The following is a 15,577-nucleotide window of genomic DNA, read 5'->3' as shown; positions in this document are numbered from 1 at the left end:
CAGAGCTGCGGTCAGAGTGGTCTTACCATGGTCAACGTGACCGATGGTGCCGACGTTTACGTGCGGCTTACTGCGCTCAAATTTTTCTTTAGACACGGTTACACCTCTTCCTGTTTCTTAAGTCCTGGGGATCAACCCTTTTTAATGATCGCTTCGGCAATGTTCGAAGGAGCTTCTGCGTAACGCGAGAATTCCATCGCATAAGACGCCCGACCCTGTGTTGCTGAACGCAGGTCAGTGGCGTAACCGAACATCTCCGACAACGGAACTTCTGAGCGGATGACTTTGCCCGCAGGGCCCTCATCCATACCCTGCACAAGGCCGCGACGACGGTTAAGATCGCCGACGACGTCACCCATATAATCTTCAGGGGTGACCACCTCAACCTTCATGATCGGCTCAAGAAGGGCGGGCTTAGCTTCGAGCGCACCTTTCTTCATTGCCATGGAGCCGGCAATTTTAAAGGCCATCTCGTTGGAGTCAACGTCGTGATAAGAGCCGTCGTACAGCGTCGCCTTGATACCCAGCAGTGGGTAGCCGGCCAGACAGCCGTTCTGCATCTGCTCTTCAATACCCTGCTGAACCGCCGGGATGTATTCCTTCGGAACCACACCACCGACGATCTCGTTGACGAAGATAAAGTTCTCGCCATCTTCATCATCCAGCGGCAGCGGCTCGAGCTTCACCTTGACGTGACCATACTGACCACGACCACCAGACTGACGGACAAACTTCCCTTCGACGTCAACCGGCTGACGGATGCATTCACGGTAAGCTACCTGAGGCTTACCAATGTTCGCTTCCACCTTGAATTCGCGACGCATACGATCAACGATGATATCAAGGTGCAGCTCACCCATACCGGAAATAATGGTCTGGCCGGACTCTTCGTCAGTACGAACACGGAATGACGGATCTTCCTGCGCCAGCTTGCCGAGGGCAACGCCCATTTTTTCCTGATCAGCCTTGGACTTCGGCTCAACCGCAACCGAGATAACCGGCTCAGGGAACTCCATGCGCTCGAGAATGATCTTGGAGTTCTCATCACACAGAGTATCGCCAGTCGTGACGTTCTTCAGACCAATCGCCGCGGCGATGTCACCGGCCAGCACTTCCTTGATCTCTTCACGATCGTTGGCGTGCATCTGAACCATACGACCCACACGCTCTTTTTTGCCACGAACGGAGTTGAACACTGCGTTACCGGACTCGAGCTTACCGGAATACACCCGGAAGAAGGTCAGGGTACCCACAAACGGGTCGGTCGCGATCTTGAAAGCCAACGCCGCAAACGGAGCGTTGTCATCAACCGGACGGGTCTCTTCCGTGCCTTCGTCGTCTACTTCACCACGGATCGCCTTTACTTCGTCCGGAGCTGGCAGGAACTCGACAACAGCGTCAAGTACGGCCTGAACACCCTTGTTCTTGAAGGCAGAACCACAGGTGGCCAAAACAATCTCGTTGGCGATGGTGCGCGTGCGAAGACCTTGCTTGATTTCTTCGTAGCTCAGCTCTTCGCCTTCCAGGTACTTTTCCATGAACTCTTCGCTGGCTTCAGCCGCTGCTTCTACCATTTCTTCACGAGCCTTCTCGGCATCTGCCTTCATGGACTCGGGAATATCACGAAGCTCGTAGGTCATGCCCTGGTCGGCTTCATTCCAGTAAATGGCCTTCATGCGAAGCAGGTCAACCAGACCCTCGAACTCATCTTCCGCGCCGATCGGCAGCTGGATAGGTACAGCAGTCGCACCCAGACGGTTACGGATTTGGTCAACCACGCGCATGAAGTTGGCGCCGGCACGGTCCATCTTGTTGACGAACACCATGCGCGGAACTTCATACTTGTTGGCCTGACGCCACACAGTTTCGGACTGCGGCTCAACACCGGAGGAGCCACAGAATACAACCACAGCACCGTCAAGCACACGCAGGGAACGCTCTACTTCAATGGTGAAGTCAACGTGCCCCGGGGTATCGATAATGTTGATACGGTGCTCCGGGTACTGCTTGTCCATACCCTGCCAGAAGGTTGTAACAGCCGCAGACGTGATGGTGATACCACGCTCCTGCTCCTGAGCCATCCAGTCGGTAGTGGACGCGCCATCATGGGTCTCACCCATTTTGTGACTACGGCCGGTGTAATACAGAATACGTTCGGTCGTAGTTGTTTTGCCCGCATCCACGTGCGCACAGATACCAATGTTTCTGTAACGTTTGATAGGAGTCTTGCGTGCCACGATATAAACCTCGGCTTGTTAGAAACGGAAGTGAGAAAATGCCTTGTTGGCTTCTGCCATACGATGCACGTCTTCGCGCTTCTTCACCGCAGCACCTTTACTGTCTGCCGCATCAAGAATCTCGCCGGCCAGACGTTGTGCCATGGACTTCTCACCGCGCTTCCGTGAATATTCGACGAGCCAGCGCATGGCCAGCGCGTTCTGACGGGAAGGCCGTACTTCTACAGGCACCTGGTAAGTAGCACCACCCACACGACGGGACTTTACTTCCACCATCGGCTGGATGTTTTCCAGGGCCTTCTCGAACATGTCGATCGGCTCTTCCTTGGATTTGTCGGCAACAATGTCGAGCGCGCCATAAACAATACGCTCTGCAACAGACTTCTTACCGCTCTCCATCACGTGGTTGATGAACTTGGCAAGACGTGCACTGCCGAATTTCGGATCGGGAATGATTTCCCGTTTAGCTGCAACTCTTCTTCTAGGCATCGATAAGCCCTTATATCTAAAAGGTCTTCAGGAACCCCTGAGATAGCATCATGCTACTCAGCCTTACTCTTACCGTTCTGACAAGCAACGATAAAAGACACCCGTTCGGGACATCAGGACTTGGGTCGTTTTGCACCGTACTTGGAGCGGCCCTGCTTACGGTTCTGTACACCCTGGGTGTCCAAAGTACCGCGAACAGTGTGATAGCGCACACCCGGAAGGTCTTTTACTCGACCGCCACGGATAAGCACAACACTGTGCTCCTGAAGGTTGTGACCTTCACCACCGATGTATGAGGAAACCTCGTAGCCGTTAGTCAGACGAACACGGCACACTTTACGCAGTGCTGAGTTCGGCTTCTTCGGCGTAGTGGTGTACACACGAGTGCAAACACCACGGCGCTGAGGACAGGCCTGGAGCGCGGGAACGTCGCTCTTGGCTACCTTGCGCTTACGAGGCTTACGCACCAACTGATTAATCGTTGCCATGTAAGCAAACTCCAAAAAAACCATACCAATGAAACTTACCCCCAATGCAGGGGGTAAAATTTAAGGGACGCAAGTTTAAGCCTGCGCCCCGGGTCAGTCAAGATGACTGATCTCTTTTTAACCACCCCGGGAGTAGGTATCTACCCCGAGGATGGCGTGCACCGGCTCAACTCTCTCTATTGAGTTCAGCGCTCAGAGCTTCTTCAACGTCCGCCGCGGTTACGCCCTGCTCTTCCAGTTCGCGCTTGCGACGACGCTCATTGTGGTAGGCCAGACCGGTACCGGCGGGAATCAGACGACCCACAACAACGTTTTCCTTCAAACCGCGCAAGTAATCGCGCTTGCCTGTGACCGCACCCTCGGTAAGAACCCGGGTGGTCTCCTGGAACGAGGCCGCAGAAATGAAGGACTCGGTGGCCAGTGATGCTTTGGTGATACCCAGGAGCAAACGATCGAACCTGGCCGGCTCTTTGTCGGCCGCATTTGCTTTCTCGTTCTCTTCCATAACCTGGGTGATCTCCACCTGGTCGCCGGAGAGCAGCGTGGTATCGCCGGGATCGGTAATTTCTACCTTCCGCAGCATCTGGCGCACGATAACCTCAATGTGTTTATCGTTGATGACAACACCTTGCAGACGATAAACGTCCTGGATCTCATTGGTGATGTACTTCGCCAGTTCCACCACGCCCAGCAGACGCAAAATATCATGCGGGTTCGACGGGCCATCGGAGATTACTTCGCCCTTCTCAACGGTTTCGCCTTCGAACACGTTCAGCTGGCGATGCTTCGGAATCAGCACCTCGTAAGCGTCATCATCCTTCGGCGTAATCACCAGGCGCTTCTTGCCCTTGGTCTCTTTACCGAACGACACCACACCACTGATCTCGGCCAGAATCGCCGACTCTTTCGGACGACGGGCCTCGAACAAGTCGGCAACCCTCGGCAGACCACCGGTAATGTCACGGGTTTTCGAGCTTTCCTGCGGAATCCGCGCAACCACGTCGCCGAGTTCGACCCGGGCACCGTTGGCCATTGTGACCAACGCGTTCGCCGGCAGGAAGAAAATCGCGGCGCCACCACCTGGCAGATCCACCTCTTCCCCAGCGTCATCAATCAGCTGGATAGCCGGACGAATATCTTTACCGGCCGCAGGGCGTTCTTTCGGATCAATCACTTCCATGGTGGACAGGCCGGTCAGCTCATCAGCCTGGGTCCGGACAGTAATGCCCTCTTCCATGTTGACGAACTTGGCGGTACCCATCGCTTCCGCGATGATCGGGTGAGTGTGTGGATCCCACTTGGCAACCACGACACCGGCCTCAACCAGGTCACCGTTTTTCACGGACAGTACCGCACCGTACGGCAGCTTGTACCACTCGCGCTCACGGCCCTGCTCATCGGCAATTGCCAGAGCGGAGGACCGGGAGACCACCACCAGAGAACCGTCGGTTTTCTCAATCGATTTCAGGTTGTGCAGGCGCACCGTGCCGCCATGTTTGACCTGGATATTGTCAACCGCAGATGCCCGGCTCGCGGCACCACCAATGTGGAACGTACGCATGGTCAGCTGGGTACCCGGCTCACCAATGGACTGGGCTGCAATAACACCGACTGCTTCACCCACGTTAACCCGGTGCCCGCGGGCCAGATCGCGCCCGTAACACTTGGAGCAGATGCCATGGCGGGTGTCACAGGTAATCGCAGAGCGAACCCAGATCTCATCCACACCGGCACGCTCGACCATTTCGACGGTCTTTTCGTCCAGCAAGGTGCCTTCAGGAACAACCGCGTTGTCTTTGTCTGTCGGGGTAAACACATCCCGGGCAGTGACACGGCCCAGCACACGATCGCCCAACGGCACAACCACGTCGCCACCCTCGATGTGCGGTGTCATCAGCAGACCTTCATCGGTACCACAGTCTTCTTCAGTGACCACGAGATCCTGTGACACATCCACCAGACGACGGGTCAGGTATCCCGAGTTCGCCGTCTTCAGAGCCGTATCTGCCAGACCTTTACGGGCACCGTGGGTCGAGATGAAGTACTGCAGTACGTTCAGACCTTCCCGGAAGTTCGCCGTGATCGGCGTCTCGATGATGGAGCCGTCCGGCTTGGCCATCAGCCCCCGCATACCGGACAGCTGACGAATCTGGGCTGCGGAACCCCGCGCACCGGAATCGGCCATCATGTATACCGAGTTGAAAGACTCCTGCATCAGGTCTTCGCCGTCTTCGCCTTTAACGGGCTTGCCATCAGGGCCAACAACCTGCTCCTGAGACAAACGCTCCATCATCGCCTTGGACACTTTGTCGTTGGCGCGGGACCAGATGTCGATCACCTTGTTGTACTTCTCGCCCTGGGTCAGCAGACCCGAGGCGTACTGGTTTTCGATGTCTTTCACTTCGTCAGAAGCCGCATCGACCAGTTCGTACTTCTCTGGAGGAATCTCGAAATCGTTAAAGCCGATCGAGATACCGGAACGGGTTGCGTAGTGGTAACCCATGTACATCAGCTGGTCGGCGAAGATGACCGTATCCTTCAGACCCGCATCCCGGTAGCAGGTGTTGATCAGGTTGGAGATCGCCTTCTTGACCATCGGCTTGTTGACGATTTCGAACGGCAAGCCATCAGGCACGATATCGTAAAGCAGAGCACGGCCAACGGTGGTATCAACAATGCGGAGGCTCTCGGAGCGATTTCCGTCCTCGTCGATGGCCACTTCCCTGACGCGGACCTTTACTTTCGCCTGCAGGTCTACCTGGCCGGCGCCATAAGCCCGATGCGCTTCCTTCACGTCGGCAAAGGTCATACCTTCACCCAGTGCCGCGTGGCGCTCGCGGGTCATGTAGTAGAGGCCCAATACCACGTCCTGGGACGGCACAATGATCGGCTCGCCGTTTGCAGGCGACAGTACGTTGTTGGTAGACATCATCAACGCACGGGCTTCGAGCTGGGCTTCCAGGGTCAGCGGTACGTGTACCGCCATCTGGTCACCATCGAAGTCGGCGTTGTAGGCCGCACACACCAGCGGGTGCAGCTGAATCGCCTTACCTTCGATCAGAACCGGCTCGAACGCCTGAATACCCAAACGGTGCAGTGTAGGCGCACGGTTCAGCAGAATCGGATGCTCGCGGATGACCTCGTCGAGGATATCCCAGACCACGCCTTCTTCACGCTCGACCATCTTCTTGGCGGCCTTGATGGTGGTCGCCAGCCCGCGATGCTCCAGCTTGGAGAAGATAAACGGCTTGAACAGCTCCAGCGCCATTTTCTTGGGCAGACCGCACTGATGTAGCCGCAGATAGGGCCCGACCACGATGACCGAACGGCCCGAGTAGTCAACACGCTTACCCAGCAGGTTCTGACGGAAACGCCCCTGCTTACCCTTGATCATGTCGGCCAATGACTTCAGCGGCCGCTTGTTGGTGCCAGTGATGGCACGGCCACGACGGCCGTTGTCCAGCAGGGCATCCACAGCTTCCTGCAGCATCCGCTTCTCGTTACGCACGATGATGTCCGGAGCGTTCAGCTCCAACAGGCGCTTGAGGCGGTTGTTCCGGTTGATCACCCGGCGGTACAGATCGTTCAGGTCGGAGGTGGCAAAGCGCCCACCATCCAGCGGCACCAGCGGACGCAGGTCCGGCGGCAGAACCGGCAGGACGGTCATAACCATGTCACCCGGCTTGTTACCGGAGTACAGGAAGGCCTCAAGAATCTTCAGGCGCTTGCTGAACTTTTTGATCTTGGTTTCGGAATTGGTCTGCGGAATCTCTTCGCGCAATCCGTCAACTTCCGCCTGCAAATCAATGTCCTGCAACAGCTGCTTGACCGCCTCCGCGCCCATGCGGGCGTCGAACTCGTCACCGAACTCTTCCAGGGCTTCGTAATACTGCTCATCGTTCAGCAGCTGGCCCTTCTCCAGGGTGGTCATCCCGGGATCGATAACAATAAAGGATTCGAAGTACAGGACCCGCTCGATGTCACGCAGGGTCATGTCCAGCATCAGGCCGATGCGAGACGGCAGTGACTTCAAGAACCAGATGTGCGCGACCGGGCTGGCCAGCTCGATGTGGCCCATCCGCTCACGGCGGACACTGGCCAGGGCGACTTCAACACCACACTTCTCACAGATCACACCGCGGTGTTTCAGGCGCTTGTATTTTCCGCACAGGCATTCGTAGTCTTTGATCGGGCCGAAGATCTTGGCACAGAAAAGACCGTCACGCTCCGGCTTGAAGGTGCGGTAGTTAATGGTCTCAGGCTTTTTGACTTCACCAAAAGACCAGGAACGAATCATGTCAGGCGACGCCAGGCCAATGCGGATGGCGTCGAATTCCTTGCTCTGATTCTGGCTCTTGAGAAGATTCAGCAAATCTTTCATCAGTAAAAGCTCCGGATGGCGTTAATCTCGGGCGGGCACAGCTTGTGCCCGCTCACGCTGCCAAAAACAATTCGGCTCACTCGGATTCCAGCTCGATGTCGATACCCAGCGAGCGGATCTCCTTGACAAGAACGTTGAAGGATTCGGGCATACCCGGCTCCATGCGATGATCGCCATCGACAATGTTCTTGTACATCTTTGTCCGACCATTTACGTCGTCGGACTTGACGGTGAGCATTTCCTGGAGGGTGTAGGCCGCACCGTAGGCCTCCAGAGCCCAGACTTCCATCTCACCGAAGCGCTGGCCCCCAAACTGCGCCTTACCACCCAGCGGTTGCTGGGTAACGAGGCTGTAAGAGCCGGTGGAACGGGCGTGCATCTTATCGTCGATCAGATGGTTCAGCTTGAGAATGTACATGTAGCCCACAGTCACCGGACGATCAAATGCGTCCCCTGTCCGCCCATCGTACAGCATAGTCTGGCCGCTGGTATCCAGATCCGCCAGCTCAAGCATACGCTTGACTTCGGCTTCCTTGGCCCCGTCGAACACCGGTGTTGCCATAGGCACACCGCTGCGCAGGTTATTACACAGCTCCAGGATCTCTTTATCGCTCAGGCTGTCCAGGTCCACTTTGAACACTTCGTCAGAGTGGTTATAAATCTGATCCAGCAGATCACGCAACTCGGCGATCTTGCGCTGCTCGTCGAGCATACGGCTGATCTTCTCGCCCAAGCCCTTGGCCGCAGCGCCCAGATGGGTCTCCAGAACCTGACCAACGTTCATCCGCGACGGAACACCCAGCGGGTTAAGCACGATGTCCACGGTGTTGCCGAACTCGTCATACGGCATATCTTCGATCGGCTTCACCGACGAGATAACACCCTTGTTACCATGGCGGCCTGCCATCTTGTCGCCCGGCTGAATGCGGCGCTTGATCGCGAGGTAGACCTTCACGATCTTCAGCACGCCCGGGGCCAGATCATCACCCTGCTGAAGCTTGCCTTTCTTGTCTTCAAAGCGCGCTTCGTGTTCTTTCTTGCGATCTTCCAGACCCTGCTCGGATTTCTCCAGCAGCTCGTTCAGCGCTTCATCTTTCATCCGCAGCTTGAACCAGTCCGGCCTTGGCAAACCTGCCAGATAGCCTTCATCAAGCTTGGCACCTTTCTTGGCGCCCGGCCCGCTGATGACTTCCTGCCCTTTCAGAGCCGACATCAGGCGCTCGTAAGTCGCACCTTCAACAATCCGGTATTCGTCTTTCAGATCCTTGCGGTACTTGTCGAGCTGTTCTTTCTCGATGGCCAGGGCCCGGGCATCTTTTTCAATACCGTCACGAGTAAACACCTGAACATCAATAACCGTACCGCGAGTACCGGTCGGCACACGCTGAGAGGTGTCCTTAACGTCAGACGCCTTCTCACCGAAAATGGCACGCAGGAGCTTCTCCTCCGGCGTCAGCTGGGTTTCGCCCTTCGGCGTTACCTTGCCGACCAGGATATCTCCAGGACCGACTTCAGCACCGATATAGACAACACCGGACTCATCCAGCTTGGACAGCGCACTCTCACCAACGTTCGGAATATCAGCCGTTATTTCTTCGCTGCCCAACTTGGTGTCCCGAGCCACACAGGTCAGTTCCTGAATGTGGATGGTGGTCAGGCGATCTTCCTGAACAACCTTCTCGGAAATGAGAATGGAGTCCTCAAAGTTGTAACCGTTCCACGGCATGAACGCGATCCGCATATTCTGACCCAGGGCCAGCTCACCCAGATCGACGGACGGGCCATCGGCCAGCACATCACCGCGGGCCACGACATCACCCTGGCGAACAATGGAGCGCTGGTTGATGCACGTATTCTGGTTGGAACGGGTGTACTTGGTGAGGTTATAGATATCCACACCAGCATCACCGGCCGCCGTTTCCTCGTGCTTCACCCGAACCACGATACGGGCCGCGTCGACGCTCTCAATGACACCGCCGCGACGTGCGGTGACACACACACCGGAGTCCTGCGCCACCGTGCGCTCAACACCAGTACCAACCAGTGGCACCTGTGACTTCAGCGTCGGTACAGCCTGACGCTGCATGTTCGCACCCATCAGGGCCCGGTTAGCATCGTCGTGCTCGAGGAACGGAATCAGCGACGCCGCAACGGATACGACCTGACGCGGAGATACGTCCATGAAGTTGACCGCTTCTGGCGGTGCAACGGTAAATTCGTTCTGGTGACGAACGGTTACCAGCTCGTCGGTCAGGCGCTTACCTTCATCGGTCGTCGCACTGGCCTGGGCGATGACGTAGTTGCTCTCTTCAATCGCAGAGAGGTACACCAGCTCATCGGTTACCACACCCTCGACAACCTTCCGGTACGGGCTTTCAAGGAAGCCGTAGGAGTTGGAGCGGGCGTAGGTCGCCAGCGAGTTGATCAGACCGATGTTCGGACCTTCCGGCGTCTCGATCGGGCATACGCGACCATAGTGAGTCGGATGTACGTCACGAACCTCAAAGCCTGCACGCTCGCGAGTCAGGCCACCTGGGCCCAACGCAGAGATACGACGCTTGTGCGTGACCTCGGACAACGGGTTGTTCTGGTCCATAAACTGGGACAGCTGGCTTGAACCGAAGAACTCTTTCACCGCCGCCGCAACCGGCTTGGCGTTAATCAGGTCCTGCGGCATCAAGCCTTCGCTTTCCGCCAGACTCAGACGCTCACGTACTGCGCGCTCAACCCGAACCAGACCGACACGGAACTGGTTTTCCGCCATCTCACCCACGCACCGTACGCGACGGTTGCCCAGGTTATCGATGTCATCAACATGGCCTTGGCCGTTCCGGATCGAAATAAGCGTCTTGAGGACGTCGATAATGTCTTCGTGGGTCAGCGTGCCTTCGCCCGTGCTCTCCTCGCGGCCAAGACGGCGATTGAGCTTCATCCGGCCAACGGCAGACAGATCATAACGCTCTTCGGAGAAGAACAGATTATTAAACAGATTCTCCGCAGATTCTTTCGTGGGCGGCTCGCCCGGGCGCATCATACGGTAGATTTCTACCAACGCTTCCAGAGGCGCACGGGTCGGATCGATACGCAGGGTATCGGACATGAACGGACCGCAATCCAGATCGTTGGTGTACAGCGTTTCAATGTCTTTCACACCGGCGTCGAGAATTTTGGTGACGACTTCTTCGTTCAGCTCGGTGTTGCATTCCACCAGCACTTCACCGGTGGCCTGATCGATCATGTCCTTCGCAAGGACACGGCCATACAGATATTCTGTCGGAACTTCCAGCTCGGTAATCCCGGCCTTTTCCAACTGCTTGATATGCCGCGCGGTAATCCGGCGACCTTCCTCAACAATAATGCCACCGTCATTACCCTTGATATCAAAGGTCGCGATGTCGCCACGCAAACGGCTTGGAACCAGCTCAAGCTTGCACGCTTCCGCGCCCAGGCTGAACTTACTGGTTTCAAAGAACATATCGAGCATCTGCTCGGAGGTGTAGCCCAGCCCCCGCAACAGGATAGACGCCGGCAGCTTACGGCGGCGGTCGATACGAACGAATACGGAATCCTTGGGATCAAACTCGAAATCCAACCACGAGCCACGGTAAGGAATCACCCGCGCTGAATAGAGCAGCTTACCGGACGAATGGGTCTTGCCCTTGTCGTGATCGAAGAATACACCCGGTGAACGATGCAGCTGGGAAACAATGACACGCTCAGTACCGTTAACAACAAAGGTACCGTTCTCCGTCATAAGGGGCATCTCGCCCATGTAGACTTCTTGCTCTTTAATGTCCTTGATCGCCTTGTTGGACGATTCCTTATCATAAATGATCAGGCGGACCTTTACCCGTAGCGGCGCAGCGTAGGTTACGCCCCTGAGCTGACATTCCTTGACGTCAAAAACCGGCTCGCCGATACGATAGCTCACATACTCGAGCGCGGCGTTGCCAGAATAACTGACAATCGGGAATACGGATTTGAACGCTGCGTGAAGACCGGTTTCCCGGCGGTCTTCAGGAGCGGCTTCCATTTGCAGGAAGTCCCGGAACGAATCCAGCTGAATAGACAGCAAATAGGGGACGTCCATCACGGAAGGCAATTTACTAAAATCTTTGCGAATCCGCTTTTTCTCAGTGTAGGAGTAAGTCATCTGCATTCCCCAGCTTTAGACCTGATACCTGGTATCAAGAAGCAATCAAATGTTCTGCTTTGGGGCCGAATTGCTCGGCTTATCGCGCCGTCTTGAACAAGACTCTGGCTGTAGGTTATAGACCTGACATCAACCTTTACTTGCACACCAGACTCTATAGCATATACAACAGAAAAAGGCCGGTGGCACGAAGCCACCAGCCCGCCCATGCTTAACGCACGGTGTCGATCAACAGCCGACTCTTACTTGAGCTCAACAGAAGCGCCTGCTTCCTCAAGCTTCTTCTTGGCTTCTTCAGCCTCGTCCTTGCTGGCAGCTTCCTTAACAGTAGAAGGAGCACCGTCAACCATTTCCTTGGCTTCTTTCAGGCCCAGGCCTGTCAGCTCGCGAACGGCCTTGATAACGTTAACTTTCTTCTCGCCAGGACCGGTCAGAACCACGTCGAACTCGGTCTGCTCTTCTGCAGCGGCAGCGTCGCCACCAGCAGCGGCCGGTGCAGCAGCAACTGCAGCTTCGGCAGAAACATTGAACTTCTCTTCCATTGCTTCAACGAGCTCAACAACTTCCATTACGCTCATTTCAGCGATTGCATTCAAAATATCGTCTTTAGACAGAGCCATGACTTTCTCCCAAAAATGTAAAAAATGGTGTTCAACAGAATCAAGCAGCTTCTTGCTTCTGGTCTCGGACTGCAGCTACCACACGTGTAATCCTGCCCGGAATGTCGTTCAGGGTACGTGCAAGCTTGGTAACTGGTGCCTGTGTCACAATGGCCAGCTTGGTCAACGCTTCGTGCAGCGTCGGCAGCGTAGCCAGGCGATCGATCTGTTCTGCGCCCATCAGCTCACCGCCGACAGCCAGACCCTTGATTTCGAACGCCTCTTTCTCTTTGGCGAAGTCCTTCAGCAGGCGTGCAGCCGCGCCAGGATCTTCCATAGAGAAAGCCAGAATGGTTGGACCAACCAACGCCGGATCAATGCACTCGAACTCGGTACCGCGAATCGCGATCTTCGCAAGATTGTTACGAACAACCTTCAGATTCACGTTTTCGGCACGAGCCTTGGCACGCAGCGCCGTCATGTCACCGGAGGTGACACCACGGTAGTCAGCCAAAACCACAGACAGAGCAGTACCAGCAGTCTCGTTGACTTCAGCGACGATCGCTTTCTTGTCTTCGAGTCTAATTGCCACTGGTTTTCTCCTCGATTTCGCCGGCTTATGCCAGCAAACCCATCTATGCCCCTTGCGGGACGCCTAACGGTGTTTGGGTTCAGAGAGAACGTCTTCACACCGTCTGCGCAGGCGTTGCTTTAACCCTTGCGGCGCGCCAGGCGCGCCTCGGGGGCCTGCGGTCTTTGACAGCCTTGGCTTCCGCCCAGACTACAAAGTAACTACCGATCAGAGCCTCAGATGCTCAGAGTGCCCTGATCGATAGTCAGGCCAGGCCCCATCGTAGAAGAGACAGTGATCTTTTTCAGATACACGCCCTTGGACGATGCAGGCTTGGCTTTTTTCAGATCTGCAACCAGAGCTTCAAGGTTTTCCTTGATGGTCTGAGCAGTAAATTCAACGTTACCCAGCGGAGCGTGGATAATGCCGTTTTTGTCGGTACGGTAGCGAACCTGACCTGCCTTGGCATTCTTCACCGCAGTCTCAACATCTGCAGTAACGGTACCAACCTTCGGGTTCGGCATCAGGCCACGGGGGCCCAGGATCTGGCCCAGCTGACCAACAACGCGCATGGCGTCCGGCGTAGCGATGACCACGTCGAAATCCATGTTGCCTTTTTTAACCTCGTCCGCCAGGTCATCCATGCCCACGATATCCGCACCGGCTGCAGTCGCTTTCTCGGCATTGGCACCCTGAGTGAAAACGGCAACGCGAACGCTCTTGCCAGTACCGTGCGGCAGAACCGTGCTGCTACGAACAACCTGATCAGATTTACGAGCGTCAACGCCCAGGTTAACGGCCACATCAACCGACTCTTTGAACTTGACGCCCTGACCGAGTTCGGCCAACAGCGCCACCGCTTCATCAACGGTGTACGCGCGGGTAGAGTCTACTTTTTCACGAATCAGCTTTTGACGCTTGCTCAGCTTTGCCATGTTACAGACCCTCCACGTTCAGGCCCATACTACGGGCAGTTCCGGCAATGGTACGAATCGCAGCGTCCATATCGGCAGCTGTCAAATCCGGCTCTTTGGTCTTGGCAATTTCTTCCAGCTGAGCACGGGTAACCGTACCCACTTTGTCAGTATTCGGGCGGCCAGAACCACTCTTCACACCAGCAGCCTTCTTCAGAAGCACCGGCGCCGGCGGAGTCTTGGTAATAAAGGTGAAACTACGATCGCTGTAAACAGTGATCACAGTCGGAATCGGCAAGCCCGGCTCCATGCCTTGAGTCTTGGCATTGAAGGCTTTACAGAATTCCATGATGTTTACGCCGCGCTGACCCAGGGCCGGACCAACGGGGGGACTCGGGTTGGCCTGACCGGCAGCAACCTGAAGCTTGATATAGGCTTCGATTTTCTTCGCCATGATAGTTCTCCTATGGGTTCTAACGCCTTACGGCTCCCCGCTTAAATAACTGCATAACGCAGACACAAAAAGCCCGCGTCGCCGTGGCGCGCGAGCTCTCAGCTTTCCTGGCTGCGGGTCAGTCTTTTTCTACCTGACCAAACTCCAGCTCCACCGGAGTCGACCGACCAAATATCAGCACCGCAACCTTGACCCGACTCTTGTCGTAGTCAACTTCTTCTACTACGCCATTGAAGTCTGCAAACGGACCTTCAACAACGCGCACAACCTCACCCGGCTCGAACAAGGTCTTCGGCTTCGGCTTGTCCGCTCCACTTTCGACACGGCGCAGAATCGCTTCTGCTTCGCGCTCGGTAATCGGAGCCGGCTTATCCTTGGTACCACCAATAAAGCCCAAAACTCGCGGCGTGTTCTTCACAAGGTGCCACGTAGCGTCGTCCATTTCCATCTGGACCAGTACGTATCCCGGATAGAATTTACGCTCGCTTTTGCGCTTTTTCCCGTCGCGCATTTCGACGACTTCTTCGGTTGGGACCAGAATCTCGCCAAACTGATCTTCCATACCTTCCAGCGCGACGCGCTCCCTAAGAGTGCGCATTACGTGCTTTTCAAAGCCAGAATACGCATGTACAACGTACCAGCGTTTAGCCATTGCCCACTCCCGTTAGCCGATGAAGCCGGCGACCAGCCAGCTGATCAGCGAATCCATGCCCCACAGAATCAAAGCCACAACCAGCACAAAGACCACAACAATAATGGTGGTTTGAACAAGTTCTGGCCTGGTGGGCCAAACGACTTTCCGGATCTCGACACGCGCTTCTTTAAGCAAAGTAGCGAAACGACGGCCACGCTCGGTCTGAAGCGCGACAAATGCCGACACAAGCCCCAACCCAACGAGAGCCAGAACGCGATACAGCACAGACTCGGCACTGAAATACTGATTGCCGACTACTCCGACGGCGATCAGAACAAACACAACCAGCCATTTCAAAGCATCGAAACGGCTGGCTGACTGAACGGCTTTTGACTCCATAGGAATCAGCTTATGTATCCGGATGTTAAAAAATGGCAGGCCAGGAGGGAATCGAACCCCCAACCTGCGGTTTTGGAGACCGCTGCTCTGCCAATTGAGCTACTGGCCTGCACCGAAACAACTCAGCGCAACAACAAACGAGTAACCCGAAGGTTACTCGACAATCTTGGCAACCACGCCGGCACCAACGGTACGGCCACCTTCGCGAATCGCGAAGCGCAGACCATCTTCCATGGCGATCGGAGCGATCAGGGTAAC

The 15,577-nt window shown here is 55.7% G+C and carries 12 protein-coding genes, 1 tRNA gene and 1 pseudogene; all 14 read right to left on the bottom strand.

The genetic code is table 11. From position 1 onward, the window contains the following. On the bottom strand, window positions 1–96 hold a 96-nt coding region (locus tag ACP2AU_RS16395), incomplete at its 3' end, for a GTP-binding protein (protein ID WP_221293541.1). A 35-nt stretch (window positions 97–131) separates the two neighbouring features. Then, window positions 132–2,237: an elongation factor G gene (gene fusA, locus ACP2AU_RS16390; protein ID WP_426377297.1), complete on the bottom strand. Its 2,106-nt coding sequence runs from the start codon at window positions 2,235–2,237 to the stop codon at window positions 132–134. 18 nt (window positions 2,238–2,255) lie between these two features. Next, window positions 2,256–2,726 (bottom strand): 30S ribosomal protein S7, encoded by a 471-nt coding sequence (rpsG, locus tag ACP2AU_RS16385; protein ID WP_426377296.1) that lies wholly within the window; start codon window positions 2,724–2,726, stop codon window positions 2,256–2,258. A gap of 113 nt (window positions 2,727–2,839) precedes the next feature. Next, window positions 2,840–3,214, bottom strand: a complete 375-nt coding sequence (rpsL, locus tag ACP2AU_RS16380; protein ID WP_008174844.1) for a 30S ribosomal protein S12 — start codon at window positions 3,212–3,214, stop codon at window positions 2,840–2,842. A gap of 166 nt (window positions 3,215–3,380) precedes the next feature. Continuing rightward, on the bottom strand, window positions 3,381–7,595 hold the full coding sequence (gene rpoC, locus ACP2AU_RS16375) for a DNA-directed RNA polymerase subunit beta' (protein ID WP_426377295.1): 4,215 nt from the start codon (window positions 7,593–7,595) through the stop codon (window positions 3,381–3,383). Between the two features lie 76 nt (window positions 7,596–7,671). After that, entirely contained in the window at window positions 7,672–11,748 is a 4,077-nt protein-coding gene (gene rpoB, locus ACP2AU_RS16370) for a DNA-directed RNA polymerase subunit beta (protein WP_426377294.1), read from the bottom strand. Between the two features lie 242 nt (window positions 11,749–11,990). After that, window positions 11,991–12,368, bottom strand: a complete 378-nt coding sequence (gene rplL / locus ACP2AU_RS16365; protein ID WP_426377293.1) for a 50S ribosomal protein L7/L12 — start codon at window positions 12,366–12,368, stop codon at window positions 11,991–11,993. 40 nt (window positions 12,369–12,408) lie between these two features. Continuing rightward, the gene (rplJ, locus tag ACP2AU_RS16360; RefSeq protein WP_426377292.1) at window positions 12,409–12,939 is read right to left on the bottom strand and encodes a 50S ribosomal protein L10; all 531 of its coding nucleotides are present in this window, start codon (window positions 12,937–12,939) and stop codon (window positions 12,409–12,411) included. Between the two features lie 215 nt (window positions 12,940–13,154). After that, complete coding sequence (gene rplA, locus ACP2AU_RS16355) at window positions 13,155–13,853, bottom strand: 50S ribosomal protein L1 (protein ID WP_426377291.1); 699 nt, start codon at window positions 13,851–13,853, stop codon at window positions 13,155–13,157. 1 nt (window position 13,854) lies between these two features. Further along, window positions 13,855–14,286, bottom strand: a complete 432-nt coding sequence (gene rplK, locus ACP2AU_RS16350; protein WP_426377290.1) for a 50S ribosomal protein L11 — start codon at window positions 14,284–14,286, stop codon at window positions 13,855–13,857. 118 nt (window positions 14,287–14,404) lie between these two features. Continuing rightward, window positions 14,405–14,938, bottom strand: coding sequence for a transcription termination/antitermination protein NusG (gene nusG / locus ACP2AU_RS16345; RefSeq protein ID WP_426377289.1), 534 nt, complete (start codon window positions 14,936–14,938; stop codon window positions 14,405–14,407). A 12-nt stretch (window positions 14,939–14,950) separates the two neighbouring features. Continuing rightward, window positions 14,951–15,319: a preprotein translocase subunit SecE gene (gene secE, locus ACP2AU_RS16340; protein WP_426377288.1), complete on the bottom strand. Its 369-nt coding sequence runs from the start codon at window positions 15,317–15,319 to the stop codon at window positions 14,951–14,953. A gap of 33 nt (window positions 15,320–15,352) precedes the next feature. Further along, window positions 15,353–15,428: transfer RNA gene (locus ACP2AU_RS16335), tRNA-Trp, on the bottom strand. Between the two features lie 44 nt (window positions 15,429–15,472). Continuing rightward, window positions 15,473–15,577 (bottom strand): annotated as a pseudogene (locus ACP2AU_RS16330) (elongation factor Tu); the annotation flags it as partial.

The organism is Marinobacter sp. VGCF2001 (genome assembly GCF_049943275.1).
Lineage (GTDB): Bacteria > Pseudomonadota > Gammaproteobacteria > Pseudomonadales > Oleiphilaceae > Marinobacter.
Note: the sequence above shows the minus strand (reverse complement) of the source record. Positions and strands in the feature narration are given on the sequence as shown.

Bases quoted from the DNA above. Each gene is read 5' to 3' on its own strand.
- rpsG (WP_426377296.1), bottom strand. From the start codon at position 2,726: ATGCCTAGAAGAAGAGTTGCAGCTAAACGGGAAATCATTCCCGATCCG.
- rpsL (WP_008174844.1), bottom strand. From the start codon at position 3,214: ATGGCAACGATTAATCAGTTGGTGCGTAAGCCTCGTAAGCGCAAGGTA.
- rpoC (WP_426377295.1), bottom strand. From the start codon at position 7,595: ATGAAAGATTTGCTGAATCTTCTCAAGAGCCAGAATCAGAGCAAGGAA.
- rpoB (WP_426377294.1), bottom strand. From the start codon at position 11,748: ATGACTTACTCCTACACTGAGAAAAAGCGGATTCGCAAAGATTTTAGT.
- rplL (WP_426377293.1), bottom strand. From the start codon at position 12,368: ATGGCTCTGTCTAAAGACGATATTTTGAATGCAATCGCTGAAATGAGC.
- rplA (WP_426377291.1), bottom strand. From the start codon at position 13,853: ATGGCAAAGCTGAGCAAGCGTCAAAAGCTGATTCGTGAAAAAGTAGAC.
- rplK (WP_426377290.1), bottom strand. From the start codon at position 14,286: ATGGCGAAGAAAATCGAAGCCTATATCAAGCTTCAGGTTGCTGCCGGT.
- nusG (WP_426377289.1), bottom strand. From the start codon at position 14,938: ATGGCTAAACGCTGGTACGTTGTACATGCGTATTCTGGCTTTGAAAAG.
- secE (WP_426377288.1), bottom strand. From the start codon at position 15,319: ATGGAGTCAAAAGCCGTTCAGTCAGCCAGCCGTTTCGATGCTTTGAAA.